Consider the following 15,525-nt stretch of genomic DNA (forward strand, 5'->3'; position numbering starts at 1 on the left):
TTTAAATACCTCTTTCTATATTTGAAATAATGAATTAACCATTAATCTTAGCCTGAAGCTTTTCATTCTTAGCCGCTACTTCTTCATCCAGTGTTTCTTTGTAGGCTTTCATCTTTTCACGGATTTCAGGATACTTGATGGAAAGCATCTGGGCTGCCAGGATACCGGCATTTTCAGCGCCGTTTACCGCAACAGTGGCAACCGGTACACCGGATGGCATCTGCACGATGGACAGTAAGGAATCCAGGCCGCCCTGGAAAGAGGTCTGAATAGGGATACCAATAACCGGAAGCGGGGTAAGCCCTGCCATAACACCCGGTAAATGAGCTGCTTTACCGGCAGCGCCAATGATCAGCTCAATGCCGTTTTCTTCGGCAGAACGGACATATGAAAAAATCTTGTCCGGATTTCTGTGTGCTGAAATTACCTCAGCGTCATATTCAATATCAAATTTTTCCAAAGCGATCAGGCATTTTTTAACAACATCAAAATCCGAGTCGCTGCCCATAATAACTGCAACTTTTGGCATAATTGTATTCTCCTTCTTTTACTTGAAATATTCAACACCGGATTTAAAGATCAGCTGATCCTTCTCACCCGGAATGTTTTTATATAATCCCTTTCCGATACGTTCGGAATGACCCATTTTACCCAAAATACGCCCGTCTGCGCTGGTAATCCCTTCGACCGCACAGGTAGAACCATTGGGGTTAAAAGCGCCGTCCATGGTGGCGTTGCCGTCAAAATCGACATACTGGGTCGCAACCTGTCCCTTGGCGATGAGTTCTTCCATCACCGCGTCACTTGCGATAAAACGGCCTTCGCCGTGTGACATTGGAATCCGGTAGGTCTCGCCCACCTTGGCGCCCGCCAGCCACGGCGACAGGTTTGAGACCACCTTTGTCATTGGAATGGTGGACACATGGCGGCCAATGGTATTGTAGGTAAGGGTCGGCATTTCAGGCTCAATATCCACGATTTCGCCGTAGGGTACCAGCCCAAGCTTGATCAGGGCCTGGAAGCCGTTACAGATTCCAAGCATTAAGCCATCGCGGTTTTTAATGAGCTCCATGACCGCGTCCCGGATTTCTGGGTTTCTGAAAACAGCCGCGATGAATTTACCCGAACCGTCTGGCTGGTCACCAGCGCTGAAGCCGCCGGGAATCATGATCATCTGGGACTGTCTGATGGCGTCTGCCATTTCCTTGACGGATGCCGCGATGTCGTCTGCTGTCCGGTTTCTGAACACTACGATCTCCGGCTTGGCACCGGCATTCTCAAAGGCTTTAGCGGTGTCGTACTCACAGTTCGTCCCTGGGAATACCGGGATAAAGACCTGGGGCGCCGCGAATTTTTCTTTGGCGAAAGTGACAGGGCCGCCAGTATATTCGATCTTCTGAACCTTGCCCTCTGTTGTCTTGCTTTCCGGGTAAACACTGCGCATGGCGCTTTCCCACACTTCGATCAGTTCGTCCATATCCACGCTTTCCCCTTTGCAGGTGATGGCGGAAGCATCTGTGGTCTTACCAATGAGCTCAGCGTCGTCCAGAGTTTCGGTGGTTTCCACGATAATGCTGCCGTAAAGCGGGGCAAACAGGCGCGCTTCATCAATGTCTGCAATATCCACGCCGATCTTGTTTCCAAAGGCCATCTTAGCCAGAGCGTCGACCAGGCCATTGGCCGATACCGCTTTGGCAGAGAGCAGCTTGCCCTCAATGTTCAGGCCGCGGATACGGTCGTACATGGCCATTACCTTATCATAGTCAATGAGCTTATTGTCATCCTGTTCCACCTCAAAGAGGTACAGGCTGGAGCCCGTCTTTTTCAGTTCATTGGAGAGAACATTCTGGACCTTATCCGCTTCTACAGCAAAGGAGATAATGGTCGGTGGAACTGTCATATCCTCAAAGGTTCCGGACATACTGTCCTTACCGCCAATGGCAGGAATGCCAAAGGCCTTCTGGGCTTCAAAGGCACCCAGAAGCGCTGCAAAAGGCTTGCCCCATTTTTCGGGGTCCTTGTTCAGACGCTCAAAATATTCCTGGAAGCTCAGGCGGGCTTTTCTGAAATCACCGCCCATGGCCACCATTTTGGACAGGGATTCAAGCACACAGTAAATACCGCCGTGGAACGGGCTCCACTTGGATAATTCCGGTGTGTAGCCGTAAGTCATAATGCTGCAGGTGGTGGTATCCCCGTGAATTACCGGAATTTTAGCCGCCATACCATCCTGAGGTGTCAGCTGGTACTTACCGCCATAAGGCATAACCACCGTCCCCGCACCGATGGTGCTGTCAAACATTTCGGCCAGGCCTTTCTGACTGGCGGCGTTCAGGCTGCTGAGCACTTCCTTTGTTTTACGTGTGAAATCAATGGTTTCCGCTTCTTCGCAGAGCGTTTCCGGTTCCTTAACCAGAACATCGGCGTACTGGGCAGCCCCGTTGGTGTTCAGGAAATCTCTGGAAAGGTTCAGAATTTCCTCGCCGCGCCATTTCATGACCAAACGTCCGGTGTCGGTGACAACCGCTACCTGGGTAACCTCCAGATTTTCGGCGTTGCCCATCTCAATAAAATGATCGACATCCTCTGCCGCGACGACAACCGCCATACGTTCCTGGGATTCCGAGATCGCCAGTTCGGTTCCGTCAAGGCCTTCATATTTCTTCGGCACCTTATCCAGATCAATATCCAGACTGTCTGCCAGCTCGCCGATGGCTACCGATACGCCGCCCGCGCCAAAGTCGTTGCAGCGCTTGATCATACGGGCCAGATCACCGTTTCTGAATAAACGCTGGATCTTACGTTCCTCAACCGGGTTCCCTTTCTGGACTTCAGCGCCGCTTTCATGGATGGATTCCTCGGTGTGTGCCTTGGAGGAGCCTGTCGCGCCGCCGCAGCCGTCGCGGCCGGTTTTGCCGCCGACCAGAAGAATGACGTCCCCCGGCTGCGGACGTTCACGGACAATATTTTCCTTAGGCGCTGCCGCGATAACCGCGCCGACTTCCATACGCTTGGCCAGGAAGCCCGGATCATAGACCTCGACTACCTGTCCGGTGGCCAAGCCGATCTGGTTCCCGTAGGAGCTGTAGCCATGAGCCGCTTCCTGAGAAATTTTACGCTGGGGCAGCTTGCCCGGCAGGGTATCCTCAATCGGTGTTCTCGGGTCCCATGCACCAGTAAGGCGCATGGCCTGGTAAACATAGCTTCTGCCAGACAGCGGATCTCGAATCGCGCCGCCAAGACAGGTCGCCGCGCCGCCGAAGGGCTCGATCTCTGTGGGATGGTTGTGGGTTTCGTTCTTAAACATGAGCAGCCAGTCCTCGTCCACACCGTCGTGGTCAACCGTCATATTGACACTGCAGGCGTTGATTTCCTCTGACTCGTCCAAATCCGGGATCAGTCCGCGTTTTTTGATTTCCTTAGTGCCGATCACCGCCATATCCATAAGGGTCATGGGGCGGTCAGTATCTTCTCCGTAAAGGGCATCACGGGTCGCGTCGTAGCTTTCAAAGGCTTTTTCAACCGCTTCCGTTACCGGTCCGCGCTCAAAGTCAATGGCTTCAATACAGGTTGAAAACGTCGTGTGACGGCAGTGATCAGACCAGTAAGTATCAATAACCTTCAGCTCTGTCAGAGATGGGTCACGCTTTTCATCTTCTTTATAATATTTCTGTACAAACGCGATGTCCGCCCCGCTCATGGCAAAGCCCATCTTTTTACGGTAAGCCTCCAGGGCTTCCGCGCTAAAATCAGTAAAGCCCTCTATCCTCTCAATGTCTGCCGGCTGTTTGATTTTATCCGTCAGAGTATCTCTTGGTCCGAGATCCGTTTCCTGAGAGTCTACAGGGTTGATCATGTATTGTTTAATTTTTCCAAGTTCTTCGGTGCTCACATCGCCCTTAACCGCAACGACCTTCGCAACCTTAATTAAAGGCTTTTCGCCTGCTAAAATTTGAATACACTGAGCCGCTGAATCTGCATGCTGGTCGTACTGACCCGGCAGGTAGGAGGTGGCAAAAACCTGTTCCTCCGGTCCAAAAGCCATGGTGTCTTCATAAATGTTGTCTACATTAGGCTCTGAAAAAATGGTCCGTTTAACATTTTCTAAGAGCTCTCCCTCTAATCCTTCAACATCATAACGGTAAATGATACGAATACTGCTCAGACCTTTAATGCCTAAAATGCGCTGAAAAGTCTGTGCCAGTTCCTGAGCCTCAGTATTGAAGCCCGCTTTTTTCTCTACAAAAATTCGTTTGATCACTACTCTTCCACCTTTGTTTAATGATACTTGTATTTTACTATTTCCGAACTTTATTTTCAATGGTTTTTAAAACGTTCGGATACCTTTTTGAGACGTAAACATTTTCAGATTTCTTTTCTTAAAGATTGAATAACCCCTCCATCACCTGGGCATAAGTATGGTATAATAAAAGTAAATTTATGATTAACCGGAGGCATTTTATGAAAATTATTTATCTTCATCACAGTGGCTTCATCGTAGAATTAGAGCGCATGACACTGATCTTTGATGCGATCACGAATATTCCACCTCATTTTCTGAGAAAAGGTCGGAAAAATTACTTCTTTGTTACCCACAGCCATCAGGATCATTTCTCACAAAAGATTCTTTCCTATGGCAGCGACTATGACACCACCTACATTTTCAGCGATGATATCCCTGAAAAGGGAGGACGCGATATTCATTACATCGCGCCTTACCAGAAAATAAGCTTTCCAGGCATCGAAATTGAAACCTTTGGCTCGACCGATCTGGGTGTTTCCTTCTTTGTTCAGGCCGAAGGCAAAAATATTTTCCATTCCGGCGATTTAAACTGGTGGGACTGGGACACCGCATCACACCCCAATATTAACCCCGAGGTCGAGGAGCGTGACTTTAAAGCAGTGATCCAGAAAATCGAGGAACAGATCGGCAAGCACAAAATGGATGTGGCCTTTGTCCCGGTGGACTCCCGCCTTGGCGGTTCGGCCTGCCGCGCTGCGGAATACTTCATTGACAAACTGCACCCCAAGGTCCTGATCCCCATGCATTTCTGGGAGGACTTCTCTGTTATCCGCACCCTGGCAGACCGCGAGACTGGCAGTGGCACTGAAATCCCACTCTTTGAGGACCGCAATGTTGTTATTGGTAACTATTAATAGTATAAATAGCGGAGGCTTAACAGCCTCCGCTATTTTTATGTTTTAAGTATTTTCTAAGAGTATAGAAACATGGTGGTATTTATTGCTATTATTGTAAAATTCTCATATTTTAGTGTAAATTTTTAAATTTTTATTGTGTAAAAAGGTAATAAAAGCGACAAAACCTGCTCGACTTACTGTGAATTCGTTAAATTCTGAAATTCTTCAAAAAAACTTCCAATTTCTGCTGATATAATACAATTAGTATGTTATTTTAATAATGCGTGCAGAAAAAAGCCAAACTTTATTAATAATAACAAGAAAGGGACCTTCATATTATGAATATAAAATTCAGGGAACGATCACAAATCACACTGCCTGCTTCGGTGGTAGAACAATTAGAGCTTCAGACAGGCGACGCGCTGGAATGTGAAATTATTGGAAATACCATCTGCCTGATACCTGTCAATCATCCCATGAAAAAAAACGGATTCTCCAGTATGCCGGTAAACCCTTTATCTCTCAGAAAACCGATAAGCTGCTGGCCGTCTTCTGCTTTGGCCCCCTGCGCATCTTTTACGCACAGAAGCCCCTGATTCTCCAGTCCAGAAAGGCAGAGGAGCTGCTAACCCATCTGGTCTGCCAGAAGGGCACACTGATCTCAAAGAAAAAAATCGCTGAAACCATCTGGCCCGGCCGCACAGAAAGCCAGGCCATGTACTGCCTGTACAAAACACTGGAATGGTTTAAAAACCTGCGCCAACAGGGTATCGACATTCCCCTCATTACTCAGCGCGGAACCCTGGGGTTGGATACCTCTCAGGTCTACAGTGACCTCTGGGAGTTTGAGCTGCTGTATCACAAACGATCAGAGATCGAAAACTGCCAGAGAGCAGCCGATCTCTATGTTGGACCATTACTGGCCGGAGCTCCTTACGACTGGATATCCCCCCTTGAAGCTCATTATGAGCTGGCCTGCGCTGAGCTGCTTGAGACACTGGTTCAGCAGTGTAAAGAAACCAGCCAGCTGAATATCTATCAGAAAAAACTAAAAATCATAACCGAACCCTAAAGGAGAAGATTAAATGCCAAAATACATCCAACAAGACCAACCTTATAACTGTGGCGCCTTTTCCATTGCCTATCTGCTGTGGGAGCTTGAACACGACACTTGTCCGTTTGAAAATCCTGATGACGCCATTGCGTATGCAAACAAAATCCACAATCAAACTAAATTTGGGGACAGCATTCACGAGTTCAGCTATCCCCTTAGTAGCGTGATGACCGCCGATTATTGCTCTCCCATCAAAATGGCCGATTATCTTAGAAAATGCGGGCTTAAACCAACCTGTCTTATGCCTATTGATCCGCCGTTTATTGCGCTCATCCGATCTGTTAATACCCACGGACTAAAGCCCCTGTTCAATTTTACCTGCGAAGACCCGCTAAAGGCCCTGCAGCCAGGGCAGTACACCATCAGCATTACAAGCAACACCCTTGATCTGACCGCCTGCGATATGCTCCTCCACTATATCCTTATAAAAAAACAGGAGCAGAAGTATCCCTGTCCCTGCACAGTTTACGATCCCATGAACGGTGAAGAAAAACCTGATCAGATCTTTACTGTCGGAGACCCCATCGCAGGGAGCAGCTGGCTCTATACTGGCATTTTAATGACCATTACACCTTAATCCTCTATGCACGCAGAAAGGCACCGCTGTCAAAATCAGCGGTGCCTTCTTTTAGTTTACCCCTTCACTGCGTCTGCATACTCTGGGGTACCGATGCCGAAGCCACCAGCTACATCCAGAATATGTCCGGTAATGAAGGAGGAATCGTCACTCGCCAAAAACAGCACGGCGTTGGCAATATCCTCCGGCTCGCCCACCCGGCCAAGGGGTACATGGCGTAAAAATGCCTTTTGAAAATCGCCGGTCATACTCTTCTTGACTGCATCGGTGCCGATCATCCCCGGCGCTACCGCATTACAGCGGATATTTTTGCTGCCGAACTGCAGGGCAATGGCTTTGGTCAGGTAGTTAATCGCCGCTTTGGACACCCCATAGCCCAGCCTGGAAACATCTGGTAAAAGCCCCCCGATGCTGGATATATTGACAATATTGCCGCCGCCATGACCAGCCATGTAGCGAATCGCCGGTTTACAGGGCAGGTATACACTGCCGATATTTTTTTGCAGAATATCGAAAAACGCGTAAGGGTCCCCTGTCAAAATATCAAAATCCTTGGTGGGAATCCCGATCCCAAAGTTATTCACCAGAATATCTAGGCGCCCCTCCTCCTTTGCAACATGCTCTACCATTACATGATATCCCTCATAATCAAAGGCATTAAAGGGGTGGAACTTCACATTCAGTTTCTCCTCGCTGCATTCGGCCAGGGCCTTTTCCGCCAGTTCATCCTCCAGTCCCGCAATATAAACCAAAGCACCATTTTGAGCCAGTTTTTTCGCGCTCGCCAGACCAATGCCAGCGGTTGCGGCTGTCACAATGGCTACTTTATCTTCTAATTTTTTCATACAGATTTACCTCCATGTTTAGCATGCACTTATCATAGCACCTGACCACAGGAAAAAAAAGCCTTTTTCCATTTCTTGAAGCTTTCTTGAAGAATGCAGCTGCCCTTTTCTATAAGTTGTTTCAAGTCCTCTTTTTGACCAATTCTTTTTTGGACGGCACCCCGGTCAGCCGCTTTCTCAGGATGTCCAAAAGCCTTCGGTGGCGGTACTGGACTGTGCTGTAGCCCACCCCCAGGCTTTGGGATGCGCCTCTTATTGTCTGCCCCTGCCCATAGACAGCTCTCAGCAGAGCCAGCTCCTCAGGGGTGAGCTCACCAAGAGCTTCTGACAGGGCTGCCAGCTCCTCCCGGTGAGTATAGTTTCCCATGATGTCGGCCGACAAATCCGGCAGGGTATCAAACAGTGTTCCTTCATCCTCCTCACGGCTGGCGCCGTCGCCGGAGATGTCCCGCACCAGACGCCGCCAGCACTTTCTGCGTTTATTTTGCAGTGACCGGTAAAGATAAGTCTTAATATAGGCGGCAAAGCCGCTGCCCCGCGTGCCGTCATAACACCTGATGCCCTCCAGAAAAAAGAGCCGCGCATCCTGCAGGCAGTCCTCAAAGCTGTAATTCTCTGGCCGGGCCTTATCCGCCGACGCAAGCATCAGAGGGCGGAACATACGCTCCAGAAAAGCCATGGCTTCTCCATCCCCCTTTTGCGCGCGAAGCACCCACCGGTCAATTTCTTTATAATCCATGCACCTTCTCCTTTTCAGTCATCCTCATACACATCTGTGATCTCAAGCACAATGCCTGGAAAACGGTCCTCCACCGCGGCGCTGAGGTCATTAAACAGATCCTCTGCCTCCTCTGCGTCCCGGGCATAAAAGCCTGCCTCAACCCGGCACTCCGCTAAAACTCTGTAGCTTCGGCGGCGGTTGATGATTCTGGGGCCTCTGCCGTATTTATTCATATGGTTACCTCCATAAATTTTAATCTTCAGGAAAAGGCGGGGCGTTTAACCCTGCGCTTTTCCTGCCATTTGTTTCCTTTCTCTCGCTGCCCACATGGCGTTAAAAGCAGCTACATCATCGTCTGGGTACTGGGCCTTGATCTCTGCTCTTTCCTCGTCCGTAAGCGGTGGCAGCAGGTTGAAGCCGTGGATGCTGGCCGCAGCCTCCTGATTACTATAGGATAGAGAAGCCTGTTTAGTGTTTATGTTTATGAACGGGGACAATTCTGTCACAGTTGACGGGACAGCCTGTGTCCAGACCTTTGTCACACTGTCCCTTCTTTCATCCCTTACACAAATGGCCTCAAGGCCTTGATCGAAGGGGACCATCCGGTAAATTCCCGCCCGCTGGCCAGCGTCCTTCTGGTACGTCACACGGCCGCGGTCAATGAGGTACCCCCTTTGTCGCAGCAGAACCCGCCGGTCCCGGATGCCTAAAATGGGCATAGCCACTGTATTTGGCAGTTTAAACTCTACCGGCCAGTACCACACGTCCTGGGCTGTCCGAATGGCTGCCCGGTTATTGGTGTACATAAGCAAGTGCCAGTAAGCCTGGAGCAGCGGGCTCAGCGGATTCTCCGCCATCCACCTGTAAAAGGCCAGGAGCTCGGTCAGATAGTTCATCCCCTGTTTCTTTCCTCTGCCAGTGTGCTGATAAAGAATTCCTGGCCCGAAGGGGTGATCCGAAGCTGTGGGGACTGCTTGAGACGGCCGCTCTTTTTCTCCACATAGGTTTTGTACTCAACGGTCATACGTTTTTTGTCCAGGGACTGCCGGGTTGGCAAATTACGGTTGCGCAGCGCATCAAAATAAGCAAATCCCCTTTTCCGAAGCCACACATACAGCTGGTTCCTCCCAATGCTCAGGCCCTGCTGCCGCATGATCTCCGCCAGACGGGCGACGGGTATATCATCCTTGCCTGCCCTGCTGTCCTCATACTCTTTTCTCTCACTGTCATCCTCCAGATAAATCCGGGCTTTTTCGTCATATTCCTGCCCCAGGGCTTTCAGCTGCTTTTCAAGAAAGGCGAGCTCGATGCGCTGGTCTACATCGGGCAGAGTCTCAAAGCTCCCTAAAATGCGGTCCTCCTGTTTTAGCGCGCACGAAGCACACCATGGACGAAAACCTTTTTCTTCTGCCCGGACGGTTGGGGTGATCTGGTTACAATTCATTCTGTAATCCTCCTGTAAAATATAATGGTTCGATTTCAGCGGTGCACTTTTTCCGGTGCTCCTGCTGATGGTTCTATCTTACAGGACTCTATGGTTTTAACGGACGCGAGAACGTGTTTTTATTATCATGAATTAAAAATTATTTTTATTTTCTGCCGCCAGCGGTACACGGTGCTCAGTTCTCCGCAAAAGGGCAGGGTGAGCACAGGCCGGCCGCGGCGCGGGTTCAGAGGCTTTTCGCGGAGTTCATCGTTTTCAAACAAATGTAAAAGGGTACGGGCGGCAGTGAACAGGGTATGGCGCATCCAACACGCTGCAAAGACGGGCAGTACACGCTGGCGCTTTGCACAGTGCTCGCACTCTTTTGAGCATACCCAGAGAACATAAACCAGTCCCTCATCATCCTCAATTTCCTTTGATAAGCCATTGACCACACAAACCTTACCATCTTTTTCTTTCAGGCGCATGGTTTTCTGTTTCAGCGGACTCTGGCAATGGCGGCAGACTTGCTTATGATGGCCATGGTAGATAAGCTCAACCACCAGTTCTCCGCCTTTTTTTAAAAGATAACCGGTATCAACAGCCTCAAACTGGTCGGGATGGTCTTTGATATGCTGTTCGAGCGTTTCCTGTTTTAAGCGTTTCATTGCTGCGGCGTAGCCCATTTTCTTTCTCCTTTACTTCACACACATAATAAAAAGGACCCGCTTTCATGCAAAATATAGCTTGCATGAAAGCAGGTCCATGAATGGTCCCCTGCGGGGTATATTCTGTTTTTCTATTGATAAATAGACGGTGTCTAATGGCGCAGACACCGCCTAAGGTAAAAAAGAGACTCTATATCACCGGCTATGCCGGGAATAGACGAAACAAGGCGCACACCATCTCCGGATCATAGTAGACGCCTTCATGTTTTTTAATTTTTTTAAGCAGCTCGGTATCGTTTGTCCCGGGACATTCTGTTTTTAAATGGTCCCAGGCATTCGCTACTGCGGCAGCCCTTGCAATTATTGGAATATTGTCGCCTGTCAGATGCTCCGGTCCCCCTTTGCCATCCCAGCGTTCATGGTGGTAACGGCAAAGATCACTGGCAATACTGCAGAATATTGATTCCTTGTTACCTGACGCTTTCCGAAATGCATCGCTGAAAAAATCCGATCCACGTTCACAGTGTTCCAGATCATCGGTATCATCATTTCTTTTACCCAGATCATGATAGTCACAGGGAGACAGGTCACCAAAACGCCAAATTTCAATCAGATCACTCCGCCCGATTTCTGTAAGGAGAGCACGGATTAATCGACCGGTTCGTTTATTATGTTCCTGAACGCCTTCCGGACAAAGCAGTACCATATTGATTAAATTCTTGAGCATTTCTTTAGCCTCTCTCTGTTTTTTGTATTTTTTCTGGCAACGGGTATTTAATTACTTAGAAATGCCGCATAGTTCCTTACTATGCGGCGTGCCTCACCCGCGTACTTCCGGAGTGTCTTTTCCTTTTAAAATCTTTCATTTTCATCATTTCCTGCCGAATAAAAGACTCACTTAAATGTAAGTAAATATCTGTTGTGGTAGCTGTCTGACTATGCCCCAACAAAGCACTGATAACTTTTATTACGACGCCGCTTTCCATGGCGCGCGTCGCAAAACTATGCCTTAATGAATGAAAGGTATAAGTCTCAGAAATCATAAGCTCTTTTAGCCTTTTTTTAAAATGCCGCTCAACCGTCCGTCCATTATAAGAATTTCCATCTTTTTTCCCAACCACAAAAGCATCAGGCTTTTTTTGCACTGATGTTTGCTTCTGGAAATATTCTTTTAAACATTTTGAAAATTCAAATTCCAAAGGAATTCTTCTCTGGCTGCTCTGTGTTTTTGGCGTTCCCAGATGGGCAACTGTTTTGTTTCCATCACCTGTCGGAACACGTTCCATGCTATGCCTAATAATTACTATATTTTCATTAAAACGTATATCTTGCCAACGCAATGCGATCACCTCCGACAATCTCAAACCTAAATTCAAAGCAAGCAGTATAGCGATATCCAGTGCCTTTGAACTCTGTCCCAAAGCATTTTCTATTTTTTCTTGATCTTTTATACTTAGCGCCTTTGCTTTTACCTTTTCCTTTTGAGGTAAAACTGTTTTTTCGCATGGATTTCTTTCTATAATTTTGTTCTCTATTGCCAGCTCAAATACTGCACGCAAACAGCGGTAAACTTCATGCACAGTTTTCGCACTCAGATCCTTTTGTATGTCGCTAACAAACCGTTGAATATCTTCCTCACTGATGGTCTTAACGGACTTTTCTCCAAATACGGGACGCAAATATCGATTAATTAATTGAACATAAGTCCTTTTTGTCTGTGCTTTTAAATGGTTTTTGCTTTCTAACCATTTATCAAAAAGTATGTCCATCGGTACAGTCCCTACAAAAAAGTTTATAAATTCTTTTAATCGTTTCATATTGCTCTCCTTTGTTTGTCAAAATTTACCTTATTTAATTTAATACTAGCATTTTTTCCTGTTTAATGTTATAATTATAAAAACAAAAAAAACATGGCGCATAGTAAGGAACTATGCGCCATGCTTTTTTATTTGATTCTTATTACTGTGCTGTTGTTTTAAACACAAATGGTGTTTTATCGTACGCACTCTTGTAACTGTCTAAATTATATTCGAAGAAATCACCGCCTGTAATAAAACGAAACTTTACAAGCTTTACATTTTTTTCAAGTGCATTGGTCTCCAGATTGTACACGTCGCCCCTAAAGCTTCCCGTCCCTGAGGCTCCAGCAAAGACCGTTAGGATCGACATAATCCAAAGCCGGTCGTCAACATTGAGGCTTTCATTTCCAATATAAAGATATTTTGTAGGCAGCACCATACCGACTGCTGTCATTTCATCATACAGCGTTTTATGGCCGCTGGAGGACAGGCGGTTTTTCATTGTATTGAGTGTATCCACTGAAATAATTTTTTTGTTATCCGCCTGGTATGATGTAATTTTCTTGTCTTTAATCAGATTATTGAAAAGTGTTTCGACTTTCATATTAAAACTGCCTCTATATTTATCGCCCAAAATTTCATGAATATCTTTTAGAGGGTCAAGAGTTACCGTATTGGCCGTCTTGACAGTATACAGCTGTTTATCGACGAGATTCCGGTCTTTTCCCACAGGCGGTTTCAGATTTTCTTGAAAAGTCGTCCACTTAGTATCAATGCTGTTAAACTGGTCTTTCATTTTGGTGATCTGCGCATCATACATATGATCCTTATTATTGGCATTCATATAGCACATGCTGATCATGTACGCTTTAATATAAAGCTGGTAATTGCTTGCCCAATATTCCGATTTGGCGGTTGTTGTCTGTGAATCCCAGTTGTAGCGCCGGTTGTATAGCATGACATAATCATCAAGCACACTGCCCACAACCCCCTCACCAAGGATGTACTGCCCAAAGGTATAGGCATCGTAGACAAAGCCTTGCCCTCCGGTGGTCGTGCCTCCTAAAATAATATTCAGCTGGTCCATAAGATCTTTATATTCCTGTGATTCGATGGATTCTACCTTGGCCAATTGTGCCAGAATATCGTTCGTGCTGCTGGACAGAAGCCCTGCCCGGAAGTTAATGGAACGGGCGTTGTCCTGAAATTTACTGATTTTTGATTCCAGGGATGCATCGACTAAATAGTTGACTTCACTTTGAATTTTAGTGGTCATTTTGTTTATTTCCAGCGCTGACTCGCTGAGGGCAGCAACGCTGTCGCTTATTCCACTCATTGATTCCTTGCTCTCGGACATGGCCAGACTGCCAAGCCCCAGGATACCTGCGATTCCTCCTATTGGCGCGTCCTTGGCAAAGGAGTTGACAATCGTGAGGATTTTTGACACCAAGTCGGTTGTGGAGGCCGCGCTGTTTGACGCCAGCATGTTGTCATAAACAATGACCTCATAATCGTCAGCAGCGACAGGCACACCGTAGGCGTCAATGAGGCTGCCTTCGGCCAGCACAAGGTTTTCATTGCTGGCCCAATGGGCAAAGAATGCTCTCAGCCCTTCCTCACCTTCCTCCTCATACCATTTTTGCAGCTCAGGGTTATCAATGGCTACGGTAAAAGCAAAGGTGCCGTCTGACCCGCTTTCGATGGTAACTGGCGAAATAACGGCGTCGGGCAGTGTGTCATTTGTAAGGCTGACAGAGCCTGGCGTTAAATTTACACTGCCGTTTAAGGAGCTCACCGTACCGGTGAAGGAGGCGGCTGCCTTAGTGGAGGACTGTGGATCGGCGGTAACGGTATCTAGCGTAAGCTCTGCTGTAATCCGCTCTTCCGCCAGTGCCAGCTCCAGCTCCAGGCTGCCGCAGTTGAGCCCTGCGCTGTCGATGGTCATGGTGACGCCGTCAAGGGCGTCCAGGATTTCGGTTTTATCGGCTGTGCCGTTCACAGCGACTTTTAAAACACCATCTTTTCTGGCATCGGTGGAGGGAATGGTCAGCGCTACGGGCTGGACTGCTGTATTGTCAAATGAAAAATGGGCGGTGCCGGCAGTATCTGCAAACTCGGCGGTGTCCAGGCAGAATTTTATGTCGGCGGTGCCGTCATCGTTGACCATGACGTTATCGGTTCCGTCTGCAAAATACGGCAGCGGTTTCATGACATCGACCACAAGAACGCCCACTTTATCGCCTTCCTGCTTAAAGCTGTTTTTGTCGAAATACAGAACGCCGCAGCTCTCGTCGCTGTGGTCCAGTTCTCCTGACATTTTAAGACGGATTGTGTGCTCATCCAGCAAATTGATTTCATCAATGCTTACACCATGAAAGGCATTGGCCAGTTCAATATCAGCGGCTGAGATCGAATCTGAAAAGGCGTCTTCCTCACTGGTGGCAACCACATTAAAGAACCTGGCGTCTGCGGCGACTTCTGTTTTTGTTGTCATGGGTTCATAGCTGGCGGTGGTCACGGTAAGGGGGGCGATCTTTTCGATGGAAACAGTGGTGGTAACCGTCTGTTCTTCGCCGTCTACCACCAGCTGCTCTGTTACGTCGTAGGTGATGTTCTCGAGTGATGTGGGCAGCTCGGATTCTTCTGATGCGGCTTCTTCTCCGGCCGCCAGGGCTTCTCTTGGAAGGGCCGCTAGCCCCAGCTGTGTTCCGATGCTCAGGCAGAGTATGATTGACATCATCTTTTGTTTACGCCTGGCATTTCCTTTAAAAAAGATAACGCCCAAAATTAAAATGGTCAGCATCAATACGGCGAATATGGCGTGGGGGCCCTGGTATCCTGTATGGGGGTTCGCGCCTTTTTTAGCGGTCAGGAGTGCTGCTTTGCTGACCTCTCCGTTGTTTATTTTAAAGCTGTAATTTATTTTCTGACCGCCTGCAATGTGGTCATAGGTTTTTTCGGCAGCGCTCGCGTGCAGGCCTTCGGGGAGGGTCGTCTTCAGCGATACGTTGTAAAGTCCCGCCTCTGTTGGATTGTCGAGCGCCAAGGTCGCTGTTATCTGCTCGCCGTTGTTTATGGTTCGCTTGTCAAAGGTCAGCTGTGTGGGGATCAGGTCTTTTATATAGGTGACGTCAAATCCCCTTGCTAGGGTCGATGCCCCCACAAACAGCAACAGCAGTAAAGCGAGTGTGATGACACTGATCACTCGGTATAAGGTTTTCATGGTTTTTTCCTTTCCT

The 15,525-nt window shown here is 47.9% G+C and carries 15 protein-coding genes; 4 read left to right on the forward strand and 11 right to left on the reverse strand.

Translation table 11 applies throughout. The annotated features are described in order from the left end of the window. Positions 1-34: 34 nt before the first annotated feature. Both purE and FYJ53_RS13575 read right to left on the reverse strand, forming a co-directional pair. Entirely contained in the window at positions 35-529 is a 495-nt protein-coding gene (gene purE / locus FYJ53_RS13570) for a 5-(carboxyamino)imidazole ribonucleotide mutase (RefSeq protein WP_013379507.1), read from the reverse strand. An 18-nt stretch (positions 530-547) separates the two neighbouring features. Continuing rightward, a complete protein-coding gene (locus FYJ53_RS13575; RefSeq protein ID WP_013379506.1) occupies positions 548-4,261 on the reverse strand; it encodes a phosphoribosylformylglycinamidine synthase in 3,714 nt (1,237 codons plus the stop codon). A 200-nt stretch (positions 4,262-4,461) separates the two neighbouring features. Between FYJ53_RS13575 and FYJ53_RS13580 the strand changes: the two genes are divergently transcribed. From FYJ53_RS13580 to FYJ53_RS13590, 4 genes are all read left to right on the forward strand, one after another. Further along, positions 4,462-5,157, forward strand: coding sequence for an MBL fold metallo-hydrolase (locus tag FYJ53_RS13580; protein ID WP_013379504.1), 696 nt, complete (start codon positions 4,462-4,464; stop codon positions 5,155-5,157). Positions 5,158-5,477: 320 nt separating this feature from the next. Beyond that, a complete protein-coding gene (locus FYJ53_RS21885) occupies positions 5,478-5,735 on the forward strand; it encodes an AbrB/MazE/SpoVT family DNA-binding domain-containing protein (protein ID WP_367651004.1) in 258 nt (85 codons plus the stop codon). A 119-nt stretch (positions 5,736-5,854) separates the two neighbouring features. Continuing rightward, positions 5,855-6,211, forward strand: a complete 357-nt coding sequence (locus FYJ53_RS13585) for a bacterial transcriptional activator domain-containing protein (protein ID WP_013379502.1) — start codon at positions 5,855-5,857, stop codon at positions 6,209-6,211. 13 nt (positions 6,212-6,224) lie between these two features. After that, a complete protein-coding gene (locus tag FYJ53_RS13590; RefSeq protein WP_148428655.1) occupies positions 6,225-6,830 on the forward strand; it encodes a hypothetical protein in 606 nt (201 codons plus the stop codon). Between the two features lie 56 nt (positions 6,831-6,886). On the opposite strand, the gene FYJ53_RS13595 is transcribed toward FYJ53_RS13590, so the two are convergent. From FYJ53_RS13595 to FYJ53_RS13635, 9 genes are all read right to left on the reverse strand, one after another. Next, on the reverse strand, positions 6,887-7,675 hold the full coding sequence (locus FYJ53_RS13595) for an SDR family NAD(P)-dependent oxidoreductase (protein WP_013379500.1): 789 nt from the start codon (positions 7,673-7,675) through the stop codon (positions 6,887-6,889). Positions 7,676-7,796: 121 nt separating this feature from the next. Further along, positions 7,797-8,414, reverse strand: coding sequence for an RNA polymerase sigma factor (locus FYJ53_RS13600; RefSeq protein WP_013379499.1), 618 nt, complete (start codon positions 8,412-8,414; stop codon positions 7,797-7,799). Positions 8,415-8,428: 14 nt separating this feature from the next. Next, entirely contained in the window at positions 8,429-8,629 is a 201-nt protein-coding gene (locus FYJ53_RS13605) for a hypothetical protein (RefSeq protein WP_013379498.1), read from the reverse strand. A 45-nt stretch (positions 8,630-8,674) separates the two neighbouring features. Further along, positions 8,675-9,292 carry a hypothetical protein gene (locus FYJ53_RS13610; protein WP_013379497.1) on the reverse strand — a complete coding sequence of 206 codons (618 nt, stop codon included), beginning with the start codon at positions 9,290-9,292 and terminating at the stop codon, positions 8,675-8,677. Beyond that, complete coding sequence (locus FYJ53_RS13615) at positions 9,289-9,840, reverse strand: phage antirepressor KilAC domain-containing protein (protein WP_013379496.1); 552 nt, start codon at positions 9,838-9,840, stop codon at positions 9,289-9,291. The genes FYJ53_RS13610 and FYJ53_RS13615 overlap by 4 nt, the downstream gene beginning before the upstream one ends. 125 nt (positions 9,841-9,965) lie before the next feature. Next, positions 9,966-10,505 carry a hypothetical protein gene (locus FYJ53_RS13620; RefSeq protein WP_148428657.1) on the reverse strand — a complete coding sequence of 180 codons (540 nt, stop codon included), beginning with the start codon at positions 10,503-10,505 and terminating at the stop codon, positions 9,966-9,968. Between the two features lie 184 nt (positions 10,506-10,689). Further along, positions 10,690-11,214 (reverse strand): HD domain-containing phosphohydrolase, encoded by a 525-nt coding sequence (locus FYJ53_RS13625; protein WP_013379494.1) that lies wholly within the window; start codon positions 11,212-11,214, stop codon positions 10,690-10,692. Between the two features lie 79 nt (positions 11,215-11,293). Next, positions 11,294-12,304, reverse strand: coding sequence for a site-specific integrase (locus tag FYJ53_RS13630; protein WP_148428659.1), 1,011 nt, complete (start codon positions 12,302-12,304; stop codon positions 11,294-11,296). A gap of 142 nt (positions 12,305-12,446) precedes the next feature. Beyond that, the gene (locus tag FYJ53_RS13635) at positions 12,447-15,509 is read right to left on the reverse strand and encodes a DUF11 domain-containing protein (RefSeq protein WP_013379492.1); all 3,063 of its coding nucleotides are present in this window, start codon (positions 15,507-15,509) and stop codon (positions 12,447-12,449) included. Between the last annotated feature and the right edge of the window lie 16 nt (positions 15,510-15,525).

Origin of the sequence: Eubacterium sp. BL-380-WT-2B (genome assembly GCF_009696115.1) — a bacterium.
Taxonomy (GTDB): Bacteria; Bacillota; Clostridia; order Eubacteriales; family Eubacteriaceae; genus Eubacterium; species Eubacterium callanderi.

What these genes read in the sequence shown, in the direction of transcription:
- purE (WP_013379507.1), bottom strand. Translation starts at nt 529, where the DNA reads ATGCCAAAAGTTGCAGTTATTATGGGCAGCGACTCGGATTTTGATGTT.
- FYJ53_RS13580 (WP_013379504.1), top strand. Translation starts at nt 4,462, where the DNA reads ATGAAAATTATTTATCTTCATCACAGTGGCTTCATCGTAGAATTAGAG.
- FYJ53_RS21885 (WP_367651004.1), top strand. Translation starts at nt 5,478, where the DNA reads ATGAATATAAAATTCAGGGAACGATCACAAATCACACTGCCTGCTTCG.
- FYJ53_RS13585 (WP_013379502.1), top strand. Translation starts at nt 5,855, where the DNA reads ATGTACTGCCTGTACAAAACACTGGAATGGTTTAAAAACCTGCGCCAA.
- FYJ53_RS13590 (WP_148428655.1), top strand. Translation starts at nt 6,225, where the DNA reads ATGCCAAAATACATCCAACAAGACCAACCTTATAACTGTGGCGCCTTT.
- FYJ53_RS13595 (WP_013379500.1), bottom strand. Translation starts at nt 7,675, where the DNA reads ATGAAAAAATTAGAAGATAAAGTAGCCATTGTGACAGCCGCAACCGCT.
- FYJ53_RS13600 (WP_013379499.1), bottom strand. Translation starts at nt 8,414, where the DNA reads ATGGATTATAAAGAAATTGACCGGTGGGTGCTTCGCGCGCAAAAGGGG.
- FYJ53_RS13605 (WP_013379498.1), bottom strand. Translation starts at nt 8,629, where the DNA reads ATGAATAAATACGGCAGAGGCCCCAGAATCATCAACCGCCGCCGAAGC.
- FYJ53_RS13610 (WP_013379497.1), bottom strand. Translation starts at nt 9,292, where the DNA reads ATGAACTATCTGACCGAGCTCCTGGCCTTTTACAGGTGGATGGCGGAG.
- FYJ53_RS13615 (WP_013379496.1), bottom strand. Translation starts at nt 9,840, where the DNA reads ATGAATTGTAACCAGATCACCCCAACCGTCCGGGCAGAAGAAAAAGGT.
- FYJ53_RS13620 (WP_148428657.1), bottom strand. Translation starts at nt 10,505, where the DNA reads ATGGGCTACGCCGCAGCAATGAAACGCTTAAAACAGGAAACGCTCGAA.
- FYJ53_RS13625 (WP_013379494.1), bottom strand. Translation starts at nt 11,214, where the DNA reads ATGCTCAAGAATTTAATCAATATGGTACTGCTTTGTCCGGAAGGCGTT.
- FYJ53_RS13630 (WP_148428659.1), bottom strand. Translation starts at nt 12,304, where the DNA reads ATGAAACGATTAAAAGAATTTATAAACTTTTTTGTAGGGACTGTACCG.
- FYJ53_RS13635 (WP_013379492.1), bottom strand. Translation starts at nt 15,509, where the DNA reads ATGAAAACCTTATACCGAGTGATCAGTGTCATCACACTCGCTTTACTG.